The 19,118-nt window shown below is 31.2% G+C and carries 15 protein-coding genes and 2 pseudogenes; 12 read left to right on the forward strand and 5 right to left on the reverse strand.

Features of this window, described 5'->3' with window-relative positions:
• Positions 1-447: 447 nt before the first annotated feature.
• Complete coding sequence (locus ACX9TM_RS12855) at positions 448-585, reverse strand: DUF3956 domain-containing protein (RefSeq protein WP_000376554.1); 138 nt, start codon at positions 583-585, stop codon at positions 448-450.
• 165 nt (positions 586-750) lie between these two features.
• On the opposite strand from ACX9TM_RS12855, the pseudogene ACX9TM_RS12860 reads away from it, so the two are divergent.
• Positions 751-861 (forward strand): annotated as a pseudogene (locus ACX9TM_RS12860) (DinB family protein); the annotation flags it as partial.
• Between the two features lie 62 nt (positions 862-923).
• Here ACX9TM_RS12860 and ACX9TM_RS12865 read toward each other — a convergent pair.
• The 3 genes from ACX9TM_RS12865 to ACX9TM_RS12875 all read right to left on the reverse strand — a co-directional run bounded on the left by ACX9TM_RS12865 (position 924) and on the right by ACX9TM_RS12875 (position 3,958).
• Positions 924-1,940, reverse strand: coding sequence for a D-alanyl-D-alanine carboxypeptidase family protein (locus ACX9TM_RS12865; protein WP_001160045.1), 1,017 nt, complete (start codon positions 1,938-1,940; stop codon positions 924-926).
• Between the two features lie 175 nt (positions 1,941-2,115).
• Positions 2,116-3,273 carry a sensor histidine kinase gene (locus tag ACX9TM_RS12870; RefSeq protein WP_001243312.1) on the reverse strand — a complete coding sequence of 386 codons (1,158 nt, stop codon included), beginning with the start codon at positions 3,271-3,273 and terminating at the stop codon, positions 2,116-2,118.
• A complete protein-coding gene (locus ACX9TM_RS12875; RefSeq protein ID WP_001038807.1) occupies positions 3,263-3,958 on the reverse strand; it encodes a response regulator transcription factor in 696 nt (231 codons plus the stop codon). The genes ACX9TM_RS12870 and ACX9TM_RS12875 overlap by 11 nt, the downstream gene beginning before the upstream one ends.
• Before the next feature lie 192 nt (positions 3,959-4,150).
• Between ACX9TM_RS12875 and yqeK the strand changes: the two genes are divergently transcribed.
• The 6 genes and pseudogenes from yqeK (at position 4,151) to ACX9TM_RS12905 (ending at position 10,523) form a co-directional block, all read left to right on the forward strand.
• A complete protein-coding gene (gene yqeK, locus ACX9TM_RS12880; protein ID WP_025689453.1) occupies positions 4,151-4,759 on the forward strand; it encodes a bis(5'-nucleosyl)-tetraphosphatase (symmetrical) YqeK in 609 nt (202 codons plus the stop codon).
• 13 nt (positions 4,760-4,772) lie between these two features.
• A pseudogene (locus ACX9TM_RS12885) lies at positions 4,773-5,476 on the forward strand (DUF3885 domain-containing protein).
• Positions 5,473-6,210 carry a 5'-methylthioadenosine/S-adenosylhomocysteine nucleosidase gene (gene mtnN / locus ACX9TM_RS12890; protein WP_000151939.1) on the forward strand — a complete coding sequence of 246 codons (738 nt, stop codon included), beginning with the start codon at positions 5,473-5,475 and terminating at the stop codon, positions 6,208-6,210. Before ACX9TM_RS12885 ends, mtnN begins: the two are co-directional and overlap by 4 nt.
• A 42-nt stretch (positions 6,211-6,252) precedes the next feature.
• On the forward strand, positions 6,253-7,101 hold the full coding sequence (locus ACX9TM_RS12895) for a GNAT family N-acetyltransferase (protein WP_000617037.1): 849 nt from the start codon (positions 6,253-6,255) through the stop codon (positions 7,099-7,101).
• Positions 7,102-7,292: 191 nt separating this feature from the next.
• Entirely contained in the window at positions 7,293-7,667 is a 375-nt protein-coding gene (locus tag ACX9TM_RS12900) for a hypothetical protein (RefSeq protein WP_001059022.1), read from the forward strand.
• A gap of 174 nt (positions 7,668-7,841) precedes the next feature.
• Positions 7,842-10,523 carry a M4 family metallopeptidase gene (locus ACX9TM_RS12905; RefSeq protein ID WP_000527065.1) on the forward strand — a complete coding sequence of 894 codons (2,682 nt, stop codon included), beginning with the start codon at positions 7,842-7,844 and terminating at the stop codon, positions 10,521-10,523.
• 332 nt (positions 10,524-10,855) lie between these two features.
• On the opposite strand, the gene ACX9TM_RS12910 is transcribed toward ACX9TM_RS12905, so the two are convergent.
• Entirely contained in the window at positions 10,856-12,082 is a 1,227-nt protein-coding gene (locus ACX9TM_RS12910) for an AraC family transcriptional regulator (RefSeq protein ID WP_000162827.1), read from the reverse strand.
• Positions 12,083-12,673: 591 nt separating this feature from the next.
• Between ACX9TM_RS12910 and ACX9TM_RS12915 the strand changes: the two genes are divergently transcribed.
• The 5 genes from ACX9TM_RS12915 to ACX9TM_RS12935 all read left to right on the forward strand — a co-directional run bounded on the left by ACX9TM_RS12915 (position 12,674) and on the right by ACX9TM_RS12935 (position 19,056).
• Positions 12,674-14,335 carry an LPXTG cell wall anchor domain-containing protein gene (locus ACX9TM_RS12915; protein ID WP_000719303.1) on the forward strand — a complete coding sequence of 554 codons (1,662 nt, stop codon included), beginning with the start codon at positions 12,674-12,676 and terminating at the stop codon, positions 14,333-14,335.
• 87 nt (positions 14,336-14,422) lie between these two features.
• A complete protein-coding gene (locus ACX9TM_RS12920) occupies positions 14,423-15,223 on the forward strand; it encodes a class C sortase (protein ID WP_072770207.1) in 801 nt (266 codons plus the stop codon).
• A gap of 156 nt (positions 15,224-15,379) precedes the next feature.
• Positions 15,380-17,617 (forward strand): MSCRAMM family protein, encoded by a 2,238-nt coding sequence (locus tag ACX9TM_RS12925; RefSeq protein WP_065212717.1) that lies wholly within the window; start codon positions 15,380-15,382, stop codon positions 17,615-17,617.
• A gap of 156 nt (positions 17,618-17,773) precedes the next feature.
• Entirely contained in the window at positions 17,774-18,337 is a 564-nt protein-coding gene (locus ACX9TM_RS12930; protein WP_000225731.1) for a class I SAM-dependent methyltransferase, read from the forward strand.
• A 239-nt stretch (positions 18,338-18,576) separates the two neighbouring features.
• Entirely contained in the window at positions 18,577-19,056 is a 480-nt protein-coding gene (locus tag ACX9TM_RS12935) for an SRPBCC family protein (RefSeq protein ID WP_000559863.1), read from the forward strand.
• Positions 19,057-19,118 lie beyond the last annotated feature (62 nt).

The raw sequence follows: 19,118 nt of genomic DNA on the forward strand, positions 1-19,118 counted from the left end.
AAAAAAGTACATGGGAATAAAGAGGGATATAGGGAAATTGGCCCTCATCAAAAAATATAAGTTGGTATCAGTATACCGTAGAGAATGAGTGTATAGAACATACAAGTAAAAGTATTGGCTAGCACACTTAAAATAAGCCGTATAAAAAGTTAATCATTGGTGCTTTGATTATATAACGTCTGCGAAATAAATAGTGTGAAGGACAGCTATTCTAACAAGTATTTTATGTAACGTTCGTATATTTAAATTTTTTTGTAATTAATCGAATTCTAATTTTTTAGAAACGGATAATGAGGTATGGGTGGTGCTCTTTTTATTGAATAAAATGAGTTTATTTTTCGGAATTTCCTTACAATATAAAAATTAAAATTTTATTTGTTGTTAAGAAAATATATGAGGAAAATAAAAAAAGAGGGCTAATGCCCTCTTTTTCTTTTAATTTGGTAATTAATCACAGATTGGTATCCCAAGTACTCTTAGAGCTAATGCTACTTGAAGGGAAATCTCTAATCTAGCAATTTCAATACCAGCTACTGAAAGAACTAAAAAAGGTTGTCCGTTTACAAATACAACGCAACTATCCATAGTTAAGCCTCCTTTCTAGTAATCTACTATAGTATATGAGTAGAACTTTAAAGTGTAATAGTTCAATTGTTGGATTTAATAGAATTAATAGATTAACCCATTTAAACTAAACAAACGAACACAACGAAAGGAAACAGAGATGGATGTATGCCTCAAAAAACATAGGTTTTAAGACATGTAATGGGATATGAAATTTATCATATTGGTCAGCTATCTATATGGGCGAGAGAGTTAAACTTGCAACCAGTTTCAGCAAATTTGCTTGGAAGAGGATGATAGAATTAAAAACCGACTTGCATCTCAAGCGCAAGTCGGTTTTATATATATAAGAAGATTTCTTAATTGAAATCCTCGGATTTTTTCTGACGTATATGTAAAAACATTAAGGTGGTAATGATTAAAAAAATCATTATAGTTTGTATAATTAAATTTTTAAACTGAAGCAATATTGTCCAAGATGTAAGGGCGTCTTTAAAAGCTTGGAGTGCAGAGTACGAGGAAGGATCAAAACCATACTGGAGCAACTTTTTTGTTTCAATAAATGAAATGTTTTCTTCATCTGCATCTAATATTACTGAAATTAGTCTAGTATCTCCAAGTTTTGCTGTACTGACAAAACTATAATTACCGTTAGTTGAAAAACTAGTTTGTAAGCCATCAACACCTTGAAGTTTAATGTTTTCATTAAGGGAATATATCATTTTATTCGTATTGAAAACCTGGGAATCTTTGAAGGTAAATTGGTAAGAGGTTAGTTTCGTAATATTCAATACATCTGGAAAATCTTTTACTAATCGTGCTGCTAGTTTAGCTGCGTCTATCGCTGTTGTAGTTGATTGTTTATTTGTATTATTATTAATTCCAGTAGAGTTTAGAAATGGAGATGGTTGTAATAACTTTAGTTCTTTTGCTTTTTTATTCATTAATACTGTAAAGTTATCTTCATTTCCAGCAATGTGTTCTGCTAGAGCGAGTGCAGAACGATTATTCCCTGCCAGTAGCAATGCATGAAGTAAATCACGAACCGTTGTTTTATCATTCGATGTTACTTGTATAGGGCTTGTTTCTACTCGGAAAACTTCGTTACTTATTTGTACGAAGTCATCTAACTGTATCTTTTTATCATTTAGTTGCTCCAATACGATATATTCTGTCATTAATTTAGATAAAGCAGCTGATTGTACTGGGGTTTCTTCATTTTTTTTATAAACAATTTCACCTGAATTAGCATTTATTAAAATAGCTGATTTAGCTTGAATAATCGGACCATTTACATAAAGATAAAAATATAAAACGATAAGAGCAGTAATAAAAAAAGATAATAATAAAATAGCAAATTTCTTTAAGAATTGCATAAGCGATCCTCCTATTATGACATCAATAATAGTATTGTAAAAAGGAATGCTTAATTAGGAAGAAAGAAAAGGTAAAGAATTTCTAAAGAATTATAAAGGATTATTAAATTTAGGGTAATTATGGAAAAAGTTCAATTTCTTATATGGTAAGAAATTGAACTTTTTATTTGTAATATTAACATTTGTATGGGAGTAGTTTTACAGTGAATGTTGTTTTTTCGTCATCACTATATACTTCAATTGTTCCTTTATGCAATTCGACTATACTTTTTGCAATTGCTAATCCAAGTCCAGATCCACCAGTGTTTGTAGAGCGAGATTTCTCAACGCGATAAAAACGTTCAAAAATATGAGGTAAATCCGTACTAGGAATAGGTTGTCCGTAATTTGTTATATCAATTGTAATCATATTATTACTTTCATAAGCAGTAAGGTCAATATAGCGACCTTCGCTTCCATAAGCGATAGCGTTTATAATAAGATTTTCAAACACACGCACTAATTTGTCACCATCAGCTAATACCATGAGCTTTTGAGACGGGAAAGAAGGCCGACATTCTATATTAGCTTCTTGAACCTGTATGCGGAATTGAACAGTTAATTGTCCAAGTAACTCTACAATATCAATAGGAACAGAATACAAGCTTAATTCTTTATTTTGAACACGTGTATATTCGAACAAGTCATTCATTAATGCATTAAGACGAGTTACTTTATCGTAAATGACTTGAATATAGTATCGCAATTCCACTTCATCTCTATAATTATCATGATGGATTAAATTTACGTATCCAACTATAGAAGTAAGGGGAGTGCGTAAGTCATGTGATACATTTGTAATAAGTTCACTTTTTGCTTGTTCCGCTTGTCTTTCTTCATCAATTGAGACTTTTAATTGTTCAACAATTTCATTGACCCCGATTGCTAATTCTTCTAGATAATTATGATTTACAATAGAAACTTTATGATTGAAGTTTCCATTTGCAATATAACGAATTTCTTCTATCATTTTTTTTATACAAGTTTCATAATAAAGTTTTTTCTCGTGACGATAAAAAATGTAAAGATAGGATGAAAAAATAGAAAATAAAAACAAATAAGATACAATCATCATCCATAAAGACTCTTTAATCCCTTTATACTTTTCATAACCAAAAATTCGAATGAATTCTTTACCGAGTTCGGTTAGAGTAAGTGAACTTTCAATTACACTCGTAACGAGGCGATAAATAATTAGTTCAGTAATAGGAGTGAGTGTGATAGCTAATAAAAGCCAAAAAATAAGTTTCCATTTAGGAATATCTTTTAATATATCAAATGCTTCATTTCTCAATTTTATAGCCAACTCCCCAAACAGTATGAATAAATTTTTCTCCATTTATTACTGTTTCAAGTTTATCTCGTAAGTTGCTAATATGGACCATTACCGTCTTATTTGAACCATAACCATCTTCATTCCAAACGCGTTCGAAAATTTCTTCTGAACTAAATACTCTTCCTGTATTACTCGCAAGTAAATATAAAATATCGAATTCAATAGAGGTTAGTTTAATGTACTCTCCATTTACTTTAACTGTATGATTATGTTTGTGTATTTCAACAGAGCGAATACGAATAATACCATCTTCATTCTTTTGCGAAGTAGCATTTTGGAAAGAGGATCTTCGTAATAAAGCTTTCACTCTAGCTACTAATTCTAATGGATTGAATGGTTTGATCATATAATCATCAGCACCTGTCATAAGGCCTAATATTTTATCCATATCTTCTGCTTTTGCACTAAGCATTAGAATTGGTACAGTATTATTTTCACGCACTTCCTGACAAACTTCTAATCCGTTTCGTTTTGGCATCATAATATCCAAAATCATAAGGTCAACTTCATATGTAGAAACCTTTTGCAATGCTTCATCGCCATCATAAGCTTTATAAATGTTATAGCCTTCATTTCGCAAATAAACAGCAAGTAATTCAACAATTTCTTTATCATCATCAATAATTAATATATTTTTATTCATTGTGTAGTTCCTTTCCTTACAAATCATCAACATTACTATAATATCAAACATTTATGTACTTGTAGCGATGATTCTGTATAAAATTTCATGTAACGTATTAAAAAGGAGTAAAAAGATTAATAACGAATATAAAATAACAAGGATATTTAGATTCTACATTATAATGAAAGTTAGTTATAAGGGGGATTTTCTATGTTATGTAATGATATATATTCATTTACTCCAACTGGAAAAATAGACAATGATATTAAAGCTTTTCTACTAAAATATAATAAAGAGTTTACATATAAACATTCAATTCGTGTGGCAAATGAGGCAAAAAAGATTGCAGAAAAGTTTCACGTAGATAAAGAAAAAGCAGCAATTGCAGGATATTTACATGATATTAGTGGCATTTTTCCAAACGAGGAGCGGATTGCAGTTGCTGAAGAATTTGGTGTAGCAATAGTGGAAGCGGAAAGAAAGTTTCCTATGATTATTCATCAAAAATTATCGAGGGTAATCGCAAAAGAAATATTTAAAGTCGAAGATGAAGAGATTTTAAATGCAATTTGTTGCCATACAACGTTGCGTAAACATGCAACGAAGATGGATTTAGTATTATTTGTTGCAGATAAAATAGAATGGGATCAAAAAGGGACACCACCATATTTAATAGAAATAAAAAAAGAATTGGGAAAATCTTTGGAAAAAGCAGCTTTTGTATATATTTCATATTTGTGGGAAAGGAAAGATACATTGAAAGTTATACATCCGTGGCTAGAAGAAGCATATTGGGATTTAAAAAGAATTGTACAGTAGAAAGGACAAGGAAATGCAATTAAAAGAATATATGAATCAAACATTTCCAGGAGTTACATTAGGACCCTACTTATATTCTCAGTGGGAAAATCATTTACATTTTGATTTCGGAAAAGATAAATATCAAATTGTAGAAGAAACCGACGATTTAAATATGGAATACTTTTCTCAACTTTGAAGACATATTTTCAAAAGAAGATGTAGTGTTTGCAGTGACAAATGTTTATAGATTTAAAAAGGAAAACATAAAAACTTCACAGAAAATAAATATATACAATAAATATATTAAGAAAAGAGATTTAAGATTTCATATAAGATAAGAAACATTACCGTTTTTATTTGAAGATGAAGAAGCAGATTTATCCCGCTATTTGCCGGGCAGTAAGACCCCCCACTGATTAAAGTTTCACTTTATATTGTACATATCAATTTTCTTTTAAATGTCTTGCGGAAGATATTAAATATGAACCGCTGATACAAGCTGCTAATCATGAGGATTTTTCTGATCTGTATCTTCGATTTGGACGAAAAAAAGAAATCTCTTATCCAGATGTATTTCTCATAAATGCAAAGAAAGATATTGTGATGTTTATGTATGATGATAGAGGATGTGAAGTAATTGCGAAGAATAAAGAAATAATACGAGATTCATATAAGAAATACAAAGAATGGATTCCAGATTATGAACGAGAAAGTATAGATAACTTATTTAAATGACAATAGGGGAAGTGAAGCGTGTAATGAAACGTATTGCAATTGTATCTGCATGGGAACCAGAACTGACGTATTTGCATCAACATTATCCGAGTGAACGTGTTGAAAAAAGAGCAGCTTGGGAATTTCATTTTCATACTATTAATGAGCTGGAAATTATATCAGTTGTTACTGGTGTCGGTAAAGTAAGCTGCGCTAGTTGTGTACAATTGTTAATTAGTGAGTTTCAGCCAGATGAGTTGTTTATGACAGGAATATGCGGAAGTTTATCAAACAAGGTGAAAAACGGTCATATTGTAGTGGCACTAAACGCAATACAACACGATGTTACTGCAGCTGGCTCAGGGGAAGATGTTTTTAATTTATATAACGGTAGAACAGCACCTATTGAAACAACAAAATCACTTGTAAGAAGAATAAAAAAAATACGATCATATGATCCAATACATTTCGGTACATTTTTATCCGGAGATCAACGTATTCGTAGTTCAGAAATGAGATATTTACTCCATACCGTATATGGAGCATTGGCAGTTGATCAAGAAGTAGCAGCTTTCGCCTATGTGTGTCAAATAAATAAAAAACCATTTCTCTGTTTAAAAGCTGCTTCAGATCAAGCAAATGATAAAACGAAAGAAGAACAAAAAATCTTTAAAATGCTAGCATGCGAAAGAGCATGTGAGCATTTAATTGCCTTTTTACGTGTTTATGAGATTAATGTAGTAAATAATAGATAGTTAGAGGGTTTTAACATAAGTAATTGGAGGCATAATTATATTATGATTCAATATAAAAGGTGTAGTGATGTAAATATTGATTTAGTATATGAAGCTTTTAAAGTTGGATTTTCAGATTACATTATTAAAATGGAAGTTTCAAAAGGGGATTTTATACAACGTTTTTTGGGACCAGAAGGTAATTTGCTAGAACATTCTTTTCTTGCTTTAGAAGAAGGCAAACCTGCTGGCGTAATACTAGGTGGTATAAAGGATTATGAAAGTATTAAGACTATGCGCTGTGGAACATTAGCGGTTCATCCTAATTACCGCGGTATTGGTGTGAGTCAAAAATTATTTGAACTGCATAAAGAAGAGGCGATTCAACATGGATGTAAGCAACTTTTTCTCGAAGTCATTGTAGGAAATGACCGAGCGATTCATTTTTATAATAAGTTGGGCTATGAAAAAGTGTACGATCTTTCTTATTATAATTTAAATGATTTGACTAAAATAATGAATAAAGATTGTAAGGATATTGAAGTAAAACAATTAGAATTTCCAACTTTTAAAGATGAAATTCAGAAATGGTTAAACTTCCATATAAATTGGCAAAATGATATTGATTATATCAAAAAAACAAATAATGTATTTTATGGTGCATATGTCGATAATGACTTAAAAGGCTCTCTATGTGTAAATAAACAAGGTAAAATTAGTTTTATTTTCGTAGACAAAGATTATAGAAATATTGGTGTTGGGATGAAATTATTACAAGTAGCAAGAGAAGAATTAAATTTATCAAGTTTATCAATTGGGTTTCCTAACAATAATTTACTGGAAGGTTTTCTTAAGAAATGTGGATTTGAAAAGAATTCTTTAGCGCAATATGAAATGTATTTATTACTCTAAGAGCGGAAAGATTTATTCTTTTCGCTTTTTATTTTGCTGTTATGTTGGTAAATGCTCCGCAACTATAATTTATAATGAGAGGGATTTTGTTTATCCTTAAGTTATTTTTTAAATTGTCAATTTCATGCTAATAATTTTCTTTGTATAATATTCTAATTTTATGTAGAATAGATACGATGGGAGGGGATGAAATGAATAATGGATTAAAGTTTAAGATTTTTGAATTGCATTGTCTCGTTCAAAAGACTTATTCTGATATTAAAATAGCGTGTGATATTGCTATTTATCAAGAAAACACTTCTAAATATTTAATTTCATTAGGATTTTTAAATAAATCATATATGACTTATATAGAAGCAAAAAGATTCTATCGCGAAAATGAAGAGCTTGTAAGTGTAGAATTTGATAATTTCTTTGATATGTATGATAAATTAGAAAACGAATTAAAACAAGTTATTTCAACTGAAGATAAAAATCCTTCATTGTTACATAGCAGACTTGATCAGTTTCAGCAGAAAGTTGAAAATATAAATGACTTAATAAAAGTATTGCAAAATGCTCGTTAATGAATGCTTTTTTCTGTTCGTATAGAAATTATGTATTAAAAACATTTTAGGGATATTACATATTGAAGAGGTGGCTTTTGTAGATTACAAAAGTCATCTTTTTATGTTAGGAATAGATTGTATACATTTTAGCAGTTTCATATAAATAATAGAAATTTATACGAGGTAAATATCATGGGAAATAAAAAAGAAATAGCTATAGTTGCATTAACAACAGGATTCGTTTTAACAAGTGTAACACCATATGGAGTAGGGCATGCAGAGGAACCTGGTCAAATGCAAGTTGAAATTCAAGAGGATTCGTTCCGTACAGGTGATCTGACACAACCATCAAAAAAGGCACCAGAGAATGTAGTGAAAGATGCACTTAAGGAAAATACGGAGCATGCTTTGTCTCCAAAACAAGTTAGTGCAGAAACAGGAGTAGATTACAAGGTTCTTCAAAAACGTGGTTCTTATGATGGAACTACACTTGTGCGCATGCAACAAATATATGAAGGAAAAGAAGTATATGGCCACCAGTTGACTGCTCACGTAGATAAAAAAGGTATTATTAAAAGCATTTCAGGAGCTAGCGCACAAAATTTAACACAAGAAGATTTAAAGAAACCTATTAATTTATCAAAAGAAGAAGCAAAACAATATATTTATAAAAAGTACGGAAACGATACTAAATTTATTTCTGAGCCAGAAGTTAAGGCAGTTATTTTTGTTGATGAAAATCATGGGCAGGCTAGCAATGCATATCAAGTTACATTTGCTGCTACAACACCAAATTATGTATCTGGAACTTATTTAGTGAATGCTCATAATGGTGAAATGTTAAAAGATATGGTACAAGAATCAAGTTTGAAAATAAGTGAAGAGTATGTTGAATCCGTTAAGGAAAATAAAACTAGCAATTTTACATCATTAACTGGAACAGGAAAAGATGATTTAGGCGTAACTCGTACATTTGGTATTTCTAAACAGACCAGTGGGAATTATGCGCTTGCTGATTACACAAGAGGACAAGGAATTGAGACATATGATGTAAATTATAGAGATATTACAAATGAAGAAAGTTATTATCCTGGTATACTAGCAACTAGTGTTTCAACAACATTTAATGATCCAAAGGCGGTAAGCGCTCATTTCTTAGCAACAAAGGTATACGATTTTTATAAAGAAAAATATAAGCGTAATAGTTTTGATAATAAAGGAAAAAAAGTAGTTTCAGTTGTACATGCATGGGATTCTGGAGGAACAAATGATCCTGAAAATTGGGAGAATGCATTTAGTACTAATATTAATAACATTAGTATGCTTTTATATGGAGATCCCATGGTAAAAGCGTTCGATATAGCCGGTCATGAATTTACACATGCAGTTACATCAAGTGAATCTAACCTTGAATTTTCAGGAGAATCTGGGGCAATTAACGAGGCATTATCGGATATTATGGGAACGGCTATAGAGAAATACATAAATAATGGGGAATTTAACTGGACAATAGGAGAACAAACTGGATCGACTTTTCGTAATATGAAAAATCCAACTGCAATTAATTTTTCAGAAGGACTACCGTATCCGGATGATTATAGTAAATATAATGATTTAAATGGAGAGGATTATGGAGGCGTTCATTTTAACTCAAGTATTATTAATAAAGTTGCGTATTTAATGGCACAAGGTGGTACTCATAACGGTGTAAATGTAAATGGTATTGGTGAAGATAGAATGTTTGATATTTTCTATTATGCAAATACTGATGAATTAAATATGACTTCTAATTTCTCTGAATTGAAATTGGCATGCCTTAAAGTGGCAACTAATAAATATGGAGCGAACTCAATTGAAGTTCAAGCAGTCCAAAATGCTTTTGATGCGGCAAAAATTACAGGAACGGTGAAAGAGAACGAAAAAACAGCAGAAAACCAAGCTCCAGAGTTAACTGTACCGTTTACGATTACACTACGTGTAGGTGATACGTTTGATCCAATGAGAAATGTAAAAGCTGTTGATAAAGAAGATGGTGATTTAACAAATAAAGTAAAGCATAAAGGCGATGTAGATACTTCAAAACCAGGTACATACATTGTGGAATACATGGTTGTTGATTCTCAAGGGCGGAATGCAACGGCAACACAGACTGTAATTGTAGAGGGAAATGGAGAAACATCAGATTTAGAACCTAAATTAACAGTGCCTGTTGGAGCGACAATTCATGTTGGAGATTCATTTGTTCCAATGGCAGAAGTATTAGCTATCGATAAAGAAGACGGTGATCTCACTTCTAAAATCAAAGTTGATGGTGAAGTAGATACAACTAAAGCCGGTACTTACGTATTAACGTACACGGTTACAGATTCTAAAGGTCATGAAGTAACGGCGAAGCAAACTGTAACGGTCAAAGTTAGAGAAGAAGTTAAAAATGATAAACCAATACTAAAAGTACCTGCTACAACTTCAATTACTGAGGGTGATCAATTTGATCCATTGGTAGGGGTATCAGCTACTGATAAAGAGGACGGTGACCTTATTTCTAAAGTAGCGTATGAAGGAACTATAGATACAACTAAAGCTGGTACTTATGAAATAATATATAGTGTTAGAGATTCCGTGGGTAATGAGGTAAATGCAATACAAAAAGTATTAGTGAAAGATAAAGAAACTAGCAAAGCTAATGGCCTTGCTAATAAGGAAAATAAGAGTAATATCTCAAACAACAGTAATAGCGATAAAAAAGAATATACATATAAGGAGCTTCCAAAGACGGGTGTAAGTACAACTAACAGTGCAGCAATCGGCATATTGATAATTATTGTAGGCACAGTACTCACTTTGGTTCGCAAATTTAGAAAGATACAAAAATAATAGTAGGGATTATTCGTTTGAAGAAAAGAGTTCATTATTCAAAAGAAATAAAGTAGAAAGTAAGTAAAACAAAATATGGATTTTTTACTTAATAAGATTTTAGTAGTTAAGCGGTGCATTTGACTTCTATAAAAATTTGTAGTTGGATCATGTTCTGTCTACAAAACTACATTACATAAAAAACACGTTACTATTCTCATTAAAATAAAAGAATAGTAACGTGTTTTTTGGTTTGGAAAAAGCATAAATCCTATAGTTCATGAATCTGGGAGTGCTTCTAATCTGCCATTGATGAGTTACTGAAAACATTTTGTTTTAATGGAAGTTTCACTCTAAATGACAACATGAGATTTTCGATATTTACCAGGTGTTTCATTGGTGAATTTTTTAAAAATTTTAGTGAAATAACTTTGATCGCTAAAATTAAGCGAAGCGCATATGTCTGATAAAGGATAGGTGGTGAAAGTTAATAATTTCTTTGCTTCTTCGATTCGTTCACGCTGAATGTACTCAATTAATGAAATACCGACTTCTTTTTTAAATAATATAGATAAATAATCTGAATTCACATTTGCAAATTTAGCAAGTTGTTTAACAGATATTGGATTGTAAATATTTTTAAAAATGTAGTTTTTGCAAATAGCAATAGTCTGTGAATGTTGCTGTGTTTTTTGTGCCTTTACACGGTCTGCAAAGGTACAAAAAGCATTTTTTAATAAATCCCAAACAGATTCTTTGTCTTTTAAATCTTCTGTTCTTTGAATATGTAAATCATAAATTTTGTAAGCAATCCCAGATGGAAGTCCCCCTTTTATCGCATATCTAGTAGCGAGCGTGATGGATGAAATACAAATGTTTTTATGACGTCTTAATTGATGGAATGAAGATAAAGATGAAAGAGTCTCTTGTTGGAATTCGTAATAATATTTGAGTACGGTTTCTTTATCCCCTTCTTCTATAGAACTAAGTAGTTGCTGCTCTATATATAAATTATGATAAATGGATTCATCTTTTTGCATTGAAATATATACATCTTCGTTTAAGATGCTGCTATGACTTATATGAAGTGAGTCACTGTTATTTGAAAAGGTGCTTACATCTGAATTTTTTTTATAGAGAATGTTATAGAACAATATCGCTATATTTACAAAGAAATTTTGATCTTTGACTGACAATGAAAAATAATGGTCTCTTGTTCTTTTATAATTTGGAATAAAATTAAGGTTACTATCCGCTTTACTTGTAGAAGAATTCACATGTGTCAAGGGCCCAATAATAACAGTACCGTTCACCATATAATCGCTCTTTATGTGAATTAAAATAAAGTGCCCTAGATATTCGTGAGTTCTGAAGATGGGGGAATTATATGTATCATTTCTCTGAAAAAGCATATGTAACTCTTCTATTTTTGATGTATATAACGAATGTGAATCATTTTTTGATTTAAATTCTAAAAGAATATTTTTGTTACAATCTAAAAAACAAACTGGAATTTCGAAAGATTGAAAAAACATATTGCAAATGTACTCTATCTCAACTAGACTGAGTTTTTTAGTCATATTCTTCCTCCTTACAGTTATGCGTAATAGTTAAATAAACATATATTCCTTTTTCATAAGTAGATACGGAAAACCTTTATCAATAAAAAATATAAATAAAAGTTATAAACTTCTAAGAATAATACCATAATTTAACATGAATAGCACATATTATTTGAATATACAAGTAATAGTTTTGGACAGTAACGTAAAATATGAATCGTCAAACTTATTTGTTGGTTATTACTTATATGTATTAAAAAATGATTAAGATTGGATTTTAAATAGGGATAGGAAGTGAGAAATGAATAGATTGACAGTAAGTGACTAGTCGAAATTAGCAGTGAAAGCTATTATGTAACAAATGTAATGATTCTTGAAATAGGGATATACGTGTAATTTAGGGGAGAAAATTACATATATCATGTGGAGAGACAACGTAATAATAGAAGATAAGAAAAGTGAATAAGTGATTGTAAACAATGGATTGTTGGACGACTATGTTTTATGTTATTCGTTTAAATCTGATACTTGGCACACTATTGCTTTTAAGAAGGTAATAGTAATAAAGAAATTTTTAAAATGATAGAAATAGTAAAGGGGATAAGAGAAATGAAAAAAATATTTAGTGTGCTTTTAGTGTTATTCTTAACATTTTCTACATGGTCTAGTGTATTAGTAAAGGCAGATTCACCATCTAAAGGTACTTTAACGATTCATAAGTATGAACAAGAAAAAGATGGAGCGCAGGGACTAGAAGGTGACGGTTCTGCAAATCAAGAGGTGCCAAAAGATGTGAAACCATTAAAAGGTGTAACGTTTGAAGTGAAAAGGGTTGCTTCTTTTGAAAAAATTTCAAACGATGGGAAAATCGTAAAAGAAGACGTAAAACCTGTAATGGGAGCCACTCCAAATCAAGTAGTAACAGATGATAACGGACAAGCTGTATTAAAAGATCTTCCGCTAGGACGTTATGAGGTGAAAGAAGTGGCAGGACCTCCACATGTGAATCTAAATCCCAATACGTATACAGTGGATATCCCATTAACGAATAAAGAGGGTAAGGTGCTAAACTATGATGTTCACATGTATCCCAAAAATGAGATTAAACGTGGTGCAGTGGATTTAATAAAAACTGGTGTAAATGAAAAAGCATTAGCAGGTGCAGTATTCTCTTTATTTAAAAAAGACGGTACAGAAGTGAAAAAAGAGTTAGCAACAGATGCTAATGGCCATATCCGAGTGCAAGGATTGGAGTATGGAGAATACTATTTCCAAGAAACAAAAGCTCCGAAAGGCTATGTAATAGATCCAACTAAACGTGAGTTTTTTGTTAAGAACTCCGGAACAATTAATGAAGATGGAACTATTACTTCTGGTACAGTAGTTAAAATAGAAGTGAAAAACAATGAAGAACCAACAATTGATAAAAAAATTAACGGAAAATTGGAAGCGTTACCAATAAATCCGTTAACTAATTATAATTATGATATTAAAACATTAATTCCAGAAGACATTAAGGAATACAAAAAATATGTGGTAACAGATACTTTGGATAATCGTTTAGTGATTCAAGGAAAGCCAATCGTGAAAATTGATGGAGCAGAAGTAAATGCAAACGTTGTTGAGGTAGCTATAGAAGGTCAAAAAGTAACAGCTACAGTAAAAGATTTCACAAAATTAGATGGTAAAAAAGAATTTCATTTGCAAATTAAATCCCAAGTAAAAGAAGGAGTACCATCTGGTTCGGAAATTTTAAATACAGCAAAAATACATTTTACAAATAAAAATGATGTAATTGGAGAAAAGGAATCTAAACCTGTAGTTGTTATTCCGACAACTGGAATAATTGAGTTAACAAAAATTGATAGTGCTAATAAGAATAAATTAAAAGGTGCAGAGTTTGTACTTAAAGATAATAATGGAAAAATAGTTGTCGTAGCAGGAAAAGAAGTAACAGGTGTATCAGATGAAAATGGTGTTATTAAATGGTCTAACATTCCATATGGAGACTATCAAATTTTTGAAACGAAAGCACCGACATATACAAAAGAAGATGGTACAAAAACTTCTTATCAATTATTAAAAGACCCCATTGATGTAAAGATTAGCGAAAATAATCAAACGGTTAAATTAACGATAGAAAATAATAAAAGTGGATGGATTCTTCCGGTAACGGGTGGTATAGGAACGACTCTTTTTACTGTAATAGGCCTTACTTTAATGCTTACAGCGGCATTTGTTTTCTTTAGAAAAAAGTTTGCTAGAAATTAAGATTTTAGGAACATGTAACCATATGAAAAGAGGAGAAGCAAAATGCTTCCCTCTTTTCGATATTTAAGCATATACAGAGGTGGAAATATGAAACGAAATCTTGTTTTGGGAGGTATTTTTTTATTTGGATTAGGTATTTTTTTATATCCTACTATTAGTAATTGGTTGGCGACCCGTGCACATTATTCTGAGATTAGCTCTTACGATAAGAAGATTAAAGCATTACAAAAGAAAGAAGTCGAACGTAGGGAAAAAGAAGCAGCCGAATATAATAAACAAGTTCAAACTTCTGCGAAAACATTTACAGATCCATTTTCTGAAAAAAAAAGTAATCATCAAGCGTATGCTGATGCGTTAAATTTAGGAGATGTAATGGGGTATATTGAAATATCGAAAATTAATATAAAACTGCCAATCTATCAAGGGACCTCTGAGGAAGTATTGAGTCGCGGGATAGGTCATTTAGATTTTTCTTCGCTCCCGGTAGGTGGAGAAAATACGCACACTATTTTAACAGGGCATCGTGGTTTACCATCAGCAAAATTATTTACAGATTTAGATAGGTTGAGCAAAGGAGATCTTTTTTATCTTCATTCTTTAGACAAAGTTCTTGCTTATAAAGTAGATCAAATTAAAGTAGTGTTACCACACGAAACGGACGATCTACAAATTGTACAAAATAAAGATTATACAACTTTAATTACGTGTACGCCTTATGGAATAAACACCAATAGATTGCTAGTTCGAGGTGAGCGTGTGGAGTTAAACGAGAAAGAAAAACAAAAAGTGAGTACAGAGATAGTTATATTTAATAAGTGGACTGTAATAGTTACAATCCTATTGTTATGTGTGTTTCTAGTCGAAATTTATAAGAAAAGGTTTACTTGATAGAATGTATGTATTTATCCTGTATTAATGGGAAGTGGGACCGGAAATTCAAAGATAAGTAAAGAAGGTATATAGGAGATGAAGTAAATCATCATTAATAAAAATTTCATTTTATTCGACTATAGAAAAAATACGGTAAAGGTGGGAACAAAGGAATTGAGGCTACGATTAAAGCTGGTAAGTATTCATTTTATTGTTTTGTTAATGTTAAGTGTAAGTTTTGTCGTATATGTACCAAAAGAAGCATATGGATCCACGACTAACTTAGAAGGTCTAGGAGATATATCGCGTTATAATGCTGTTGTCTTTGGTAACCATAAAGCAATAGGTGGCGACATTGAAGGAGCAATTGCAGTTCAAGGTGATATGGATGCATCGGGGTATACGATTGTAGGTGCTGCAGCGGGAACATCTAATATAGTAGGTGAAAAATGGGGTGATGAGGGATATCCGTCCTTGTTATTTTCTGGAAAATTTAAGAAATCAAGAGAAGAATCTTTTATCATTCAAAACGGAATAGTCGTAATGACAAAAGAGAGTGATCCAGATCGCATCATACAATCCTCTTATGATCGTATCGTTTATAAAGAAAAACTAGAAATTGACGCGAAATTTAATGAATTTCGCAATATAGTGAACCAAGTCAGTAAAAATGCAGGTCAATATAAAACGAATACCCCAATTCCAAATATGAGTCATGGAATCGGAAAAGATATAAACAATCCTAATATTTATGTTTCATCAGAATTGACAGGGAAAATTAATTTAGATATAAGAGATGTATTTTTACCAAATGCTAAGGACAAAGATTTTATTGTTATGTATTCGGATGCAACAGAGGTTACATTTAAAAATGGGTCTATTCTATATGACACGAACAATATTGGAAGGGCTACAGATATAGTTCCTACATCACAACCATATTCTCCTAATTCCCCGTTTACTGAGCTATATGGGAAAGTGATTTGGGTTTTTCCAAATGCGAAAAAAATTATAACAGAGGGATATGGTGTCGTTGGTAGTGTGTTTGCCCCCAATGCTGTATTAGAAACAAAAGGCGGTTCGATTAATGGACAAGCATTTGTCGGTGCGGTACAACAAACTGGTGGATTTGAATTTCACAATTTCAAATTTAACTGGCAACATTGGAACAAGCCTAGTACAGGAAAAGTAAAAATAAAAAAGGTTGATAGTAATAATGATAATAAAAAATTGGAGGGAGCAAAGTTTAAAATTGAAGATTCAAAAGGAAAAATAGTTGGAGAACTAGTAACAAATGAAGAAGGGGAAGCGATATCAAAAGACTTACCAATAGGAAATTATACTTTAGTGGAAAAAGAAGCACCTAAAGGTTACGAATTATTAAAAGATAACATAACTGTAAAAATAGAAAAAGATGCAGTAGTAGAAATTAAAATAGGAAATAAGAAATTGCCAGATCCAATGGGGAAAATGAAGCTTGTGAAAGTAGACATAAGTGATAAAAATAAAAAGCTAGCAGGAGCAAAGTTTAAAATTGAAGATTCAAAAGGAAAAATAGTTGGAGAACTAGTAACAAATGAAGAAGGAGAAGCGATATCAAAAGACTTACCAATAGGAAACTATACCGTAGTGGAAGTAGAAGCACCTAAAGGTTACGAATTATTAAAAGATAACATAACTGTAAAAATAGAAAAAGATGCAGTAGTAGAAATTAAAATAGGAAATAAGAAATTGCCAGATCCAATGGGGAAAATGAAGCTTGTGAAAGTAGACATAAGTGATAAAAATAAAAAACTAGCAAGGGCAAAGTTTCATATAGAAGATTCAAAAGGAAAAATAGTTGGAGAACTAGTAACAAATGAAGAAGGAGAAGTAATATCAAAAGACTTACCAATAGGAAACTATACCTTAGTGGAAGTAGAAGCACCTAAAGGTTACGAATTATTAAAAGAAAAAATAACTGTAAAAATAGAAAAAGATGCAGTAGTAGAAATTAAAATAGGAAATAAGAAATTGCCAGATCCGACTGGGCAATTTGAAATTGAAAAAGTTGATGATATGGATAGTGAATTAAAGCTAAAAGGCGCTGTATTTCAAGTGTTAGATAAAGAAGGGAAAGAAGTTAGTAGATTAATAACGGATGAAAAAGGAAAGGTGATTTCCAACCAATTAGCAATTGGAAAGTATACGATTAAAGAAATAAAAGCACCGAACGGATACATGTTACTTAGAGATCCAATAGAAATAGAAATTACAGAAGCAGTAAAGACACAAAAAATAACAGTGAAAAATGCGAAGAATAATTGGGTAATTCCTAATACTGGTGGGAGTGGAACAACAATTTTTTACGTAATTGGTATTATGCTAATGTTTGCTGTGCTATATTTCTATAAGAAAAATCGTATATTATGAACTAATTTTATAGAGTTAGACAGATCGTTGCGTTAGAGAGTTTTTAGGACATGAGTTCGGTATTGTACTGGACTCATGTTACTAAATTTGTTGAAGGAGGAAGGATAATAGTAAACATAGAATATGTTAATGAATTAAAATATTCAAGAGGTGAACATGGTGGCAATAAAACAAGACGAAATTAAAGTAGTTGTCGGAGCTGGAGTGTTTAATAATAATCCAGGTTGGATTCAAACGCAAGAAGATGAACTTAACTTACTAGATAAAGCTACGTGGGAAGGAAGATTTGAATACAACTCTATTTCAGCTATTTTAGCTGAGCATGTATGGGAACACCTTACTTTTGAAGAAGGTGTAAGAGCAGCTGAAATTTGTTATGAATTTTTAAAACCATCTGGTCATATTCGGTGCGGAGTCCCTGATGCATTCTTTCAGGATGAGGCATATCAAAATATAGTTCAAATAGGGGGCCCCGGTCCGAAAGATCATCCAGCAGCAAGTCATAAAATCGTTCATAATTATATAACATTAACGAAAATGTTTGAAACTGCTGGATTCGAGGTAGTTTTACTTGAATATTGTGATGAAAATGGTCGGTTTTATTACAACGAATGGGATGCAAACGACGGTGTTATTTTCCGTTCGAAAAGGTATGATTCTAGAAATAAAGGCGATAAACTTGGTTTTCCATCGCTAATTGTCGATGCGATTAAGCGCTAATCATTCAACAAAAAAGGAGTTAATCCTATGATTTCATAAGTCGCAAATGCGGCTTTTTTATTTGTACATAAATCTATATTTAATTTTCAATATTATATAATTCGATTTAGAAAATATTTAAGTTTTTCTCAGCACCATTCACTTTAAATTAACACTTCGTTGACATAAATATTTATTTTATATTTATATTCGTGTAAAATGAAATGGGAACATATATTCTATATAAGGAGACAATCAAAATGATAGCTGAAATTAGGAAACTAACTGATGGATATATTGTAAAATTTGAACGCCAATTTCCATATACGGCAGAAGAAGTTTGGTCTGTATTAACAGAAAACAGTAAGCTGAAAAAATGGATGCCCAATTTACAGATTGAAAGCCTTAAAACTGCTGGAATAATAAAGTTCGACATGATGGACGGTTCATTCATAAATATTGATATTTTAGAGTGTCAACTAAACTCAGTACTTGAATTTACTTGGGATAAAGACCGTGTCAGATTTGAAATACATAATGAGGAAAATGGTACCCTTTTACTTCTTAAAGAGTACATTCATGAATTAACAGATCATACACCGAGAGATGTAGCTGGTTGGCATATTTGTTTAAATCTTTTTTCTTTCGTTTTAGAAGGAGAAGAGAAAGAATTTTCTAAAGATGAATGGCAACAGTGGTTTGAAATATACAAGGATAAGATTCATGAAGTGAGAGGATAATTGCATAATAGATAATATTCATTATGTAATTATTATATTGTAAAAATGCTTTTGTGAATAAA

It is taken from the genome of Bacillus sp. LH1 (assembly GCF_057924895.1).